At 36.5% G+C, this 9,365-nt stretch carries 12 protein-coding genes; 4 read left to right on the plus strand and 8 right to left on the minus strand.

Annotated features, from left to right (window positions below; genetic code table 11):
• From BLR76_RS10090 to BLR76_RS10100, 3 genes are all read left to right on the plus strand, one after another.
• Positions 1-184: zinc ribbon domain-containing protein (locus BLR76_RS10090; RefSeq protein WP_143009242.1), on the plus strand; the 184-nt coding region annotated here is incomplete at its 5' end.
• A 210-nt stretch (positions 185-394) separates the two neighbouring features.
• Positions 395-841, plus strand: coding sequence for a DUF4385 domain-containing protein (locus BLR76_RS10095; RefSeq protein WP_091268630.1), 447 nt, complete (start codon positions 395-397; stop codon positions 839-841).
• 40 nt (positions 842-881) lie between these two features.
• The gene (locus BLR76_RS10100) at positions 882-1,490 is read left to right on the plus strand and encodes a plasmid pRiA4b ORF-3 family protein (RefSeq protein WP_091268631.1); all 609 of its coding nucleotides are present in this window, start codon (positions 882-884) and stop codon (positions 1,488-1,490) included.
• Between the two features lie 259 nt (positions 1,491-1,749).
• Here BLR76_RS10100 and BLR76_RS10105 read toward each other — a convergent pair whose 3' ends face one another.
• The 5 genes from BLR76_RS10105 to mazE form a co-directional block, all read right to left on the minus strand.
• Positions 1,750-2,784, minus strand: coding sequence for an IS1096 element passenger TnpR family protein (locus tag BLR76_RS10105; protein WP_091268632.1), 1,035 nt, complete (start codon positions 2,782-2,784; stop codon positions 1,750-1,752).
• A gap of 71 nt (positions 2,785-2,855) precedes the next feature.
• Entirely contained in the window at positions 2,856-3,542 is a 687-nt protein-coding gene (locus BLR76_RS10110; RefSeq protein WP_091268634.1) for a nuclease-related domain-containing protein, read from the minus strand.
• A 262-nt stretch (positions 3,543-3,804) separates the two neighbouring features.
• Positions 3,805-5,478: an SWIM zinc finger family protein gene (locus BLR76_RS10115; protein ID WP_091268636.1), complete on the minus strand. Its 1,674-nt coding sequence runs from the start codon at positions 5,476-5,478 to the stop codon at positions 3,805-3,807.
• A gap of 338 nt (positions 5,479-5,816) precedes the next feature.
• Positions 5,817-6,191, minus strand: a complete 375-nt coding sequence (locus tag BLR76_RS10120) for a type II toxin-antitoxin system PemK/MazF family toxin (RefSeq protein WP_425425719.1) — start codon at positions 6,189-6,191, stop codon at positions 5,817-5,819.
• A complete protein-coding gene (mazE, locus tag BLR76_RS10125) occupies positions 6,152-6,382 on the minus strand; it encodes a type II toxin-antitoxin system PemI/MazE family antitoxin (RefSeq protein ID WP_091268638.1) in 231 nt (76 codons plus the stop codon). Before mazE ends, BLR76_RS10120 begins: the two co-directional genes overlap by 40 nt.
• 123 nt (positions 6,383-6,505) lie before the next feature.
• Between mazE and BLR76_RS12495 the strand changes: the two genes are divergently transcribed.
• Positions 6,506-6,694: a sugar-binding domain-containing protein gene (locus BLR76_RS12495; RefSeq protein WP_425425720.1), complete on the plus strand. Its 189-nt coding sequence runs from the start codon at positions 6,506-6,508 to the stop codon at positions 6,692-6,694.
• Positions 6,695-6,811: 117 nt separating this feature from the next.
• On the opposite strand, the gene BLR76_RS10135 is transcribed toward BLR76_RS12495, so the two are convergent.
• From BLR76_RS10135 to BLR76_RS10145, 3 genes are all read right to left on the minus strand, one after another.
• A complete protein-coding gene (locus BLR76_RS10135) occupies positions 6,812-7,909 on the minus strand; it encodes a nucleotidyl transferase AbiEii/AbiGii toxin family protein (RefSeq protein ID WP_091268641.1) in 1,098 nt (365 codons plus the stop codon).
• A 9-nt stretch (positions 7,910-7,918) separates the two neighbouring features.
• The gene (locus BLR76_RS10140) at positions 7,919-8,668 is read right to left on the minus strand and encodes a DUF6577 family protein (RefSeq protein ID WP_091268643.1); all 750 of its coding nucleotides are present in this window, start codon (positions 8,666-8,668) and stop codon (positions 7,919-7,921) included.
• A 264-nt stretch (positions 8,669-8,932) separates the two neighbouring features.
• Complete coding sequence (locus BLR76_RS10145) at positions 8,933-9,130, minus strand: hypothetical protein (RefSeq protein WP_091268645.1); 198 nt, start codon at positions 9,128-9,130, stop codon at positions 8,933-8,935.
• Between the last annotated feature and the right edge of the window lie 235 nt (positions 9,131-9,365).

The following is a 9,365-nucleotide window of genomic DNA, read 5'->3' on the forward strand; positions in this document are numbered from 1 at the left end:
ATTGGAAGGCATACAAGTGGAGTATGTGAACCCTGCACATACCAGCCAAACCTGCCCGAAATGTACCGAAAGGAATAAAGCAAAGGATCGAAAGTATCGGTGTAGTTGTGGATTTAAAAAACACAGGGATATCGTTGGTGCAATGAATATTCGCTATGCACCTGTGGTTGACGGTCACAGTTAACCAGCCTAAGATGCTATATGCACTGTCTTAGGAGGGGCAATGAGATGCCCTCACCTTGAGGCTTGAACAAAACAGAAATGGACTGCGTTCGTACAAGCACTCAAGAATCCCACCGGTCAAACCGAAAGGTTCGGGCTTGCGGCTTTAGCCGTGGGAGTCTCAACCAGTATTGTTTAAGTTATAATAATTGCTCTAAAGAGAGGTGATAGTATGGCATTTGACTACGATCTGGATTTTGATAACATAGATTTTCGCAAACAACCTGAATTGTATCGGGTGGGACGAGGCGAGCAGGGTGTCCTGATGGTCGAACCGTATAAAAGTGAGATCCTTCCCCACTGGCGGTTCAAGACACCTGACATTGCCAAGGAATCGTCCGAAAAAATTTATCAGATGTTTCTGGATTATCAGGAAGCTCACGACTTCGCAGGGATAGATATGGCAAGGAAGTTCCTGCAGATGGGCTATACCCGGTCCAGACGTTACGCCAATTATAAAGGCGGAAAAAAATACGACAAAGACGGTAATGTGAACAAGCGGAATATTGATGAAGAAAAAGCAGAATCTGCACGACTATTTGAAGAAAAGTGGACAGTCGTGCGGGAGGATGAGGATTACCTCAGGAGAAAAAAAGAGCATCAAAAGAAATACGGCTGATGTGATGCACATTAGTTTAATTATGAAAGGATGAAACGTGATGATTTATCAGATAAAAGTTACGCTTAAAGATGTCGGACTGCCCGTTTGGAGGCGATTGTTAGTACACAGTGACACAACTTTCGAGGATTTACATTATATTCTGATGGCTGCTTTTGACTGGGCGGGCTACCATCTTCACGAATTTGACGTCAGGCGCTCAGACGGTGAACGTATGAGTGTCACTCGTATTGGTCCTGATGACGATACAAATGGGAGTGATCTGGAAAACAGTTTTCCGTTCGCAGTGGATGAAGCGTTCACTTCTCAGTTTCTTCCTCATTTAAAGTTACGTAATGAAAAAAATGAACGCCTCTCTGACTGGATCAAGAAGGAAAAAGACCGGATCCTCTATACTTATGATTTTGGAGACAACTGGGAACATAATATAGTCCTTGAAAGTATTCTAGAAGCTGATCCCAGCTTGACTTACCCAACATGCATCAAAGCGAAAAACGATGCTCCTCCCGAAGACAGCAGAGGAGAGCTAATCGAGGATGGCATCGATTTAGTGAATCCAGACTGGAAAGAAATTGTGGCTGACATAAATGAAGTATTTGAAACGGATAACTGGAAAGACGAATTCTTGAGTCGAGATGATCTCTTTTAAATAGTGATACTATAGGAATAGCCGTGATATCTTGATTTACTAGATCATCACGGCTATTTTGATTGACGTAAAACTTAGTAGATCTGGAAATTATAATCATAAATGCAGGTCTGTTATTAAGTTATCCAATTTAAAATACAACTGAAGTATATATCAGATTATATCTATGCAGCCGCAGACTACTCAGTTAAAAAGCTTTGAGCATTTCAACTCAAAGCTTTTTTAGTCCTTACAATTCATTTACCCTCTAGAAAATTAATCATAACATTTTTTCAGGCCGTACTTTTTTATCATTCCAGCCCATACCTTTAGCCCATCTACGTGCATCCGCAGACTCTTCTCTACTCTCTCCTTGATATATTTCTTTTAGTAGCCTGGCAAATCCGCTAAGACCTCCCACATCATCCATTACAGATAGACCCTCAATAACTATACAGACCGGTTTATGCTTACGAATAACCTGCATTCGTGCATCCTGTATTTCCTGTACAGTGACCAGACGACCGCTTATCAGCTCATTAAAAGACATTCGCCTAGTAATACGCACTCTCCACCCATCACCGAAATCGTACTCATAAAACAGTTCATTTACAACTGGGATACCGTCTCTACCGCTATGCTCATCTTCATATCCAAGGAGTTCATCGACAAGCAGTTTCTCCAAAAGATTTTCTGTGCCACTTTCCATAAACAGTGAGTTATTCATTTGCTCAAGTGTCATGTCAATAAGTGCAGAACGCCCTATATTTTTAGGCTCAGCTTCACGGTCATAGGCTTTCCGGTCCATAAAATCTGAAAAAGATTCTCTAATTTCAAGATCAGGAAAAAGGTCAAGTAAGGTCTCAATATCTTCTCTAGCCTGTTCGTACTGTTCTAATTGTCCACGAAAATAATACGGACCTGTATATTTTTTTCTTAACCAAGCGTTAAAGTTCCCTGAATCATAGTCATCGTCCCAGAAAAGATCATGCTCCCCTTCTGAAGGAGGTTGGAATAATGTGCCGACTAAATCCGACCAGCCTCTGACCGTTCCGTTAGTCACTCTATGATAATCTTCCTCTGACAGGATGAATCGCCTTAAATGTGAATTCTGCCAGCCAAAAAGTTTTTGAATAGTATAATGCAATGCATGTAAGGTCATGTCGAATGGGACTAGAATATCACGACTGATACTGGTTCCCGTTGATGATTCACCGTATCGTTTGAGCATGACTTGTTCCTCATCTGACATATAGTCGCTTACAAGCTCCAAGTGAAGATGTATGGGTGCTAATGGTTCTTTTTCTTTAGTCATATCTACTGACTCCTTTATATTTAATGTTCGCCAAAAATGAACTAACGATTATCTTTGAAGACAATTTATGGTTAACCTTTGGCTTTAATAGCCTTAATATGAGCTTTCTTAGTCTGCTCATCAGAAAGGGTATACTTACTTAGCAGTTTAACATATGTATCTATTTGTTCGTTCGATAACACCATTTGAGAATCTTTAACCTGTCTTTTCACGCTTTTAATCAGGCGGTCTCTTTTTATAACTTTAACATGATCAGATTGAATTATTATTTTCTTTAGTGTGCATCTTTCACTGAAAATGATATATGAAAAGTAAAGATCTTTTCCGTCTACTCCAGTTACATTTTTCAAAGCGTTTATATGAGCATTGTTTTGCCAGATAGGATTAAAGAACTTGAATTTCTTCTTGTTGGGAAATGACTGAGTCCAACTTTTCTGTAATTCATTGCCGTAAATCCATCCGCTGTAGTTTTTAGATTCAAATACATAGATTCCCGTTTCAGCAACCATAAGCAGATCGATTTCCGTCGTTCCACCGCCATGCTTAGGTATGTATAGATTCGTCAGTAATTTATGATTGCCATCCATTTTCTCAAGTTTATAGTAGATCAAAAATTCTCCATAATTGCCTTTATTAAACACTGTCTTAATAAAACTATTTCCACTAGCAACCCGATAAGTGGACTGCTTATATTTTATGTATACTGGAATAAGAACTATACCTGCTAGTATAAGACTGTAGATTATTATGTATTCCAAGTGTCGTCTCCTTCTGTTGAATGTGATAGTCTATTATAGATCTAAATATATTTGGATATAGTCCATATTTTCATGTTTTACTTAATACCTCTCAGGTAATTTTAAAACATGATTATTTCTTTTCAAGATCGACAAAAAAGATAAAAACGATTCGAATAAATCCAAAAATTATACTCTCCGTTCCTTCTTCTCTTTAAATTAAGCATGGTTTGAATTTCCCCATTCAAACCATGCTTTATTATTCGCAAATTCCATTTAATTTCTATAATTTCGCCTTACTCAGCTCATCCATAAAGGCTGGTCTTCGGCTATACTTTTTCCGTATTTGCCCAGTCACTTCGTTAGCTAGTTTTTCATCTGTGACTTTACCATATTCTTTTATTAATGAAGCAACTGCTCTGTATCCTGACCGATTATTAGCCATAGAAGCCTCTTGCTCAATAAGGTATTTATACGCTTTAACAACCAACTCTTTGTGGGTACCTTGTAAATACTTAGCATACTCCCGAACATACCTGACATCGCCAGTGACTACCTCAGCTAAGGCGTCCACGTCTTGTTCTTCTCTAATTAATCTCAGATAAGTTTGATTATAGCCTGTAAATTGAAAGTTCTTTTTCAATTCCACCTTGAGTTCTTCATAAAGTTCTTGTTCATTACCTTTATACAACTCTTTCAATTCATTGTAGTAGTCAAAATCACCAGATAAAAAGAGTTCTTTCCCTAATGTAAGTTGCTCATCTAGCATCTCCGCATACTTGTAAGCTTTATACCTTAACTCTTTCCAAATTGCTACTTTTCCTGTGTAGTGTTTATGCTGATTCTCTCCTTCTTTGGTCAATTGAATGACTTGAAGATAATCTTTCTGATCAAAATATTTGTCGATAACCCTTTTTCTAAAACTGTCATACTTAATATTGTTCAATAAGAAGAGCATCTGTTCATCTGCATCTCCTCTTCTTTCAATCAAATGAAAGACTTTAATCAGATAGCGTTCATTGTGATACATTGTTGACCATGTATTGCCTTGTTTTATACGACCCATTAACTCTTCTACATAATATTCATATAGGGTTTCCTCTTCTGCCAAATCGTCCAAGACTTCAAATAACCCTTCTTGAAAATCCTCCCAAACAGGTAATTCGTTATGATCCATTTCATTGATGATTTTATTGTAGACTGCTTTTTTGTCCTCAAAACTTAACTCACTGGAAACAATAGATTTCACTATTCGTATGCAGTCATCCACAATTTCTCCAAGTGTCCAGTCGTCATCTTCAAAGTATTCGAGTAATTCCAGCAGTTCATTCATTACTAGACAAGCGATATCACAGGAAATCAAAGGGTCTTTAACGTTTAGCGCCTTATTAAGTACCTGCCCCATCTCTAGAGCATACTCGGTACTTCTTTCTTGATGTAAATTCCCTTTATAATCAAAGTATTTTTCATTTATAGCTTCCAGTACTCGTTTAGTTTCAGCTAACTCATCTTCAGGAGATCTTTCACCATATTTAAACCGCAAATGATGCTCCAAACTCGAATCATTCGCTGCTCTCTGCATGATAAAGCGGACTAGTTCCTCCTTTGACAAGGAGTCTAATAATTCTTCAAGAGTATACGCATCATTTGGTTGAAATTCTTTTGACCCTTCAATTAAGTTGCCTTTTTCCATAAGTTCTCTCAATTTATAAAAAACAGAAACTTCATGTTTACAAATCGGGCCAAAGTCAAATGGACAAGTACAAGACGAATGAATGACCTCATGTTTATTCATTTTTAATTTCACATTGTATACATATGTTCCAAAAATGTCAGCTTCATATGAATCATAATCAGTCTGATATATCTTCTCGATCAATCCTTGTTCATAATATTGCTTCCCACGTTTCAAAATGGTTGAATTTATCTGTTTTTCGAACTGTCTTAAATTTATCATCCGATCACCCTTATATATCGTTATCTGCCTTTAAGTGGAACTGATTTACAAAATTCAGCACAATTAGTCACCAACTTTACTTCTATATCCTGATGGACTCGATTTCTAGTATTTCTAAATTACTGAATAATCTATCTATATTTTTTTCACAGGTCTATTTATTAGTGAGCTATGTACTTGATATTTATTTATTCACACCAAAAATGTAAGAAATGACCAGATAATATCTTAAACTAGCTGTAGCTCTCCAGTTACACTTGAACCACGTCAAATGGGTTACTAGAGAGATTTGCTTTAAAGAATCAGAAATAGGCCATCATTCTAGTTTACCTTCTATCTTATTCAAATATGAAATAAATCAACTGATTTATTTGTTCTAACTCATTAAATCCAATTTTTTCTATAAATTGACCGTTTCTCTCAACATAGTCAAGTGATTTCAATTGCGGAACGATTACTTGGCCTTTAATTTTAGATGTACTGGACAACTCGAATCGGGTAGGATTATTTCTTTTCGTGGACGTAATTGGGCATATCACGGCAAATCTGGTGCTCCGGTTGAATTCATATGAAGAAACAACGAGGCCAGGTCTTCTTTTTTGAATTTCGATTCCAGCAGAAGGATCGAAATCAATCCAAACGACATCTCCTTTTTCTGGAATATATTTTTTGTCTACCATATTTCTTTTCCAATAGGCTTCATTTCTGCCCATTCATCCTCTTCGTAAAATTCACCTTTTTCAGCATTTTTGAATGGATTTTCAAGTTGAGGAATCAACGTAATAGTTCCATGCTTATCCGTTTTTACAATATACTCTCTGTCCATATCAAGATTTTTGGCTTCTGCAGCAGGAATGGTTACCACTATTGAACTTCCTTGTTTGCGTAATTTTGTAGTAGACATACTATTCACTCTCCTTAAATAAAGTATATTACGCAACACCTGATAATACAAATTTAAAAAGACGTTATTTTATACCTTTTATTAAGCTTTTTGTAGAAAAGAGTTTAGAGAAGAAATGAAATAATCCAGAAGAAAGCAACTGGAAATGTCCTTGCTACTTTTTATAATAAGGATGGGAAACCTATAAAAACTTCACTATCTGAGAGAATTGACGGTCCTGAGTTAGAAGACTTGAGAAAAATGAAAGAAGTTTTAGTACTTGCAAGTGGGAAAGAAAAAGCTATTAGTGTGGAGGGTTTATTAAATCTGTAAAGAACAGTTATAAAATGTAGGAAAATGACAATGTAAAATTGTTGGTTTTCCTGCATTTTTTATATACTCTTCTTATCCCCTATAGAATTGGAGTGGAATAGCTGTTGCAATCTGAATCTATGAAGTTTCTTCTGCTGTTTTCTGATTGAGTATCTCGATGCTCTTGTACCAATAAAAATACGCTTCAGGATCAAATTTCATGATCGTTTTGAATTTCTTGAAATCTGGATGATCTATCACTAGCTCTCTCAAATCTACTTTTGGATCAAATTCCTCAACATCAGTAATTTCGTGTTTTATTAAAAGTGATAGGTACGCTGCTTTGGATGCACTGTTTATTGCACTCTCTACTATATAGTTTCTAGAGAAAATGTAATCCTTGATCCTATTGACTCCCAGCTGTAACTGATCATAAATGTCTTTTTCGATCCGACCTCTTTCACTTAAAATTCTGGAGGTCTCAAAAATATCTTCAAGAACGTCTCTATACGATAACACCTCATCTCGTTCACGATAGATTAGTTCCTGCTGTGCCATCTGTTTGAATGTCTGGCTCACTTTATTGACATCACTCATTTCATCAAACAAGTTACCTACGTCAAAGAGCTGTTTGATGATTTCCAACTCTTTACTCTTTCCGTAAGGGATACCCGTAGTATTTGGTGCATACGCTGTTAATTTATCACCTAAAATGCAATCCACGCTCGGCACATGAACCTGAACTGATGGTTCAGAGTATTCTATAAAACTACAGTTTATGCTCTTCTCAATCACATCTACATAATGGCTTTTTTCGTATAGAATATCCAGAAGGATGTAGTTCTCATCTTCATTAAGTGACGATGTGTAGAATACTTTATAGTGAGCTTTTGGGACTTCGTTATTTCCACTTCTCACATTCTCTTCAAAATGGGTGAAGATACCGCTCTTACCAACTATCTCAGTAAGAATATCATCCATATCAACCTCATGCTTTTGCTCCTCAATAATAATGTCAATGTCTATCGAGAATCTGTGCATCTGATTAAGAAGAAGGAGTAGTGATGTTCCCCCTTTGAAAATAAATTCCAAATCTGTTTTTGCTAGTTCTTCTAACAGATGAAAAGCTTTAGTTACTTTTTCGATAAGCGTTGGATTCGCTTTCTTCTTTCCTCTTTTGTAATCCGCGCTCTTTTTCACAATCCATTCTTTTGTGTATGTCGTCTCGTGTATCATCAAATCACCTCATATTAATAGTTCATCTTCATCAATGCTCGTTTCCTCTTTTAAGAAAGATGTTAGTTTATCTTTTATATGCCTCTTGTGTGCATACTGCTTTAATGTTGATTGGTTGACACTATAAGTATTAAAAAACTCCTGGTAAATACTCTTAAGTTCTGCTCCTTGATAGGTAACAAACAGTTCATCGTCTACAAATAGATCAACCATGATTTTTTCTACAGATGGAACAATGATGTTTTGAACTTCTTGTAGCGGAGAAGTCACTGTAAGGTTCTTAATGATGATGCTCGTTTGCCCAGCACTGATATAATTCTCCACTTCATGTTTCCCTGGATTTAAGTAAACATTTCTTTGCGATTCCTGCAGAAAAGCAAAAACTGCTGAAGCGGCGTCTTTATCAACTTCCAGTATAATACTACTAGAAAATGCTTGATGAACCATCAGATTATTTAGCCAAGAAGTCTCCCATATGCACATGTCAACATAGGGGAATTGATTTTGAACTTTTGAAAACAGATTTTTAAGCTTCTTGCTCACAGTAGGTTTGAAGTCTTTCTTGCTTTTGGTTGCATAGACTCCTCGCTTTAATGTGTTAATGACCCCATCATTTTTTAATGCAAAGACACGCCATCGAAATGTACTCTTCTTTAAGTTTGGATCGTATTTTTGGTAAAAATGATATAGATCATCACTCGTGAACGGTTTATTGCCAAAGACATTTTTTATTTCTTCAGTTCTTAACTTGTCATTCATCTAAATCAACCCTCTTTTCTCAAAACCAACATTTGGAGCAATTTACATATCCGCTCCGTTTGTTTGGTAAAGAAAAATCAATTTCTATAACCAAACATTCGGAGCCATTTTAATTTTCGCTCCATTTGTTTGATTTATTTAAGTATACAACAAATACCAAATTTAAGCAAGAATCAGACCAAACATTCGGAGCTATTTTTATTTTCGCTCCGTTTGTTTGAAATGAAAATAACCCCACCAAGTGGCTTGATCACTACAATCAGGCTACTCAGTGGGTTTCATTCTTACTTTTTTATCGGGAGCTTCCAATGCTGCTCGATTGTCTCTTGCGGTCCAGCTCACGCCTATACTCAGCTTATATTCGATAACGTCATCAGCTAGGAAGGTTCCGGACTTGATTAACCTCGTGAAAATATCTCTTCTAAATGGAACTCTCTCTTTCTTGGGATTGAATGGTTCCAAAGTCAAAAGCTCTTTTTTTATCCACTTCAGCTCCTCATGTTTATGGCAAGATAAAAATACATAAGAGGGGGTGCGGACATAATCTTGGACACTAGTGTTGCATAAAACTTAGAATAAATGATTTCATACATTGTTACTTTCATCACAAGTAGTTTTCGTTAAAATTTCCAAAAAAGTCAAGTGCTGGCGCAAGGGATGACTTTTTCCAGAAATTTTTAGGGTTATTCAGTTGTGG

This window comes from Alkalibacterium thalassium, from assembly GCF_900101165.1.
GTDB lineage: Bacteria > Bacillota > Bacilli > Lactobacillales > Carnobacteriaceae_A > Alkalibacterium > Alkalibacterium indicireducens.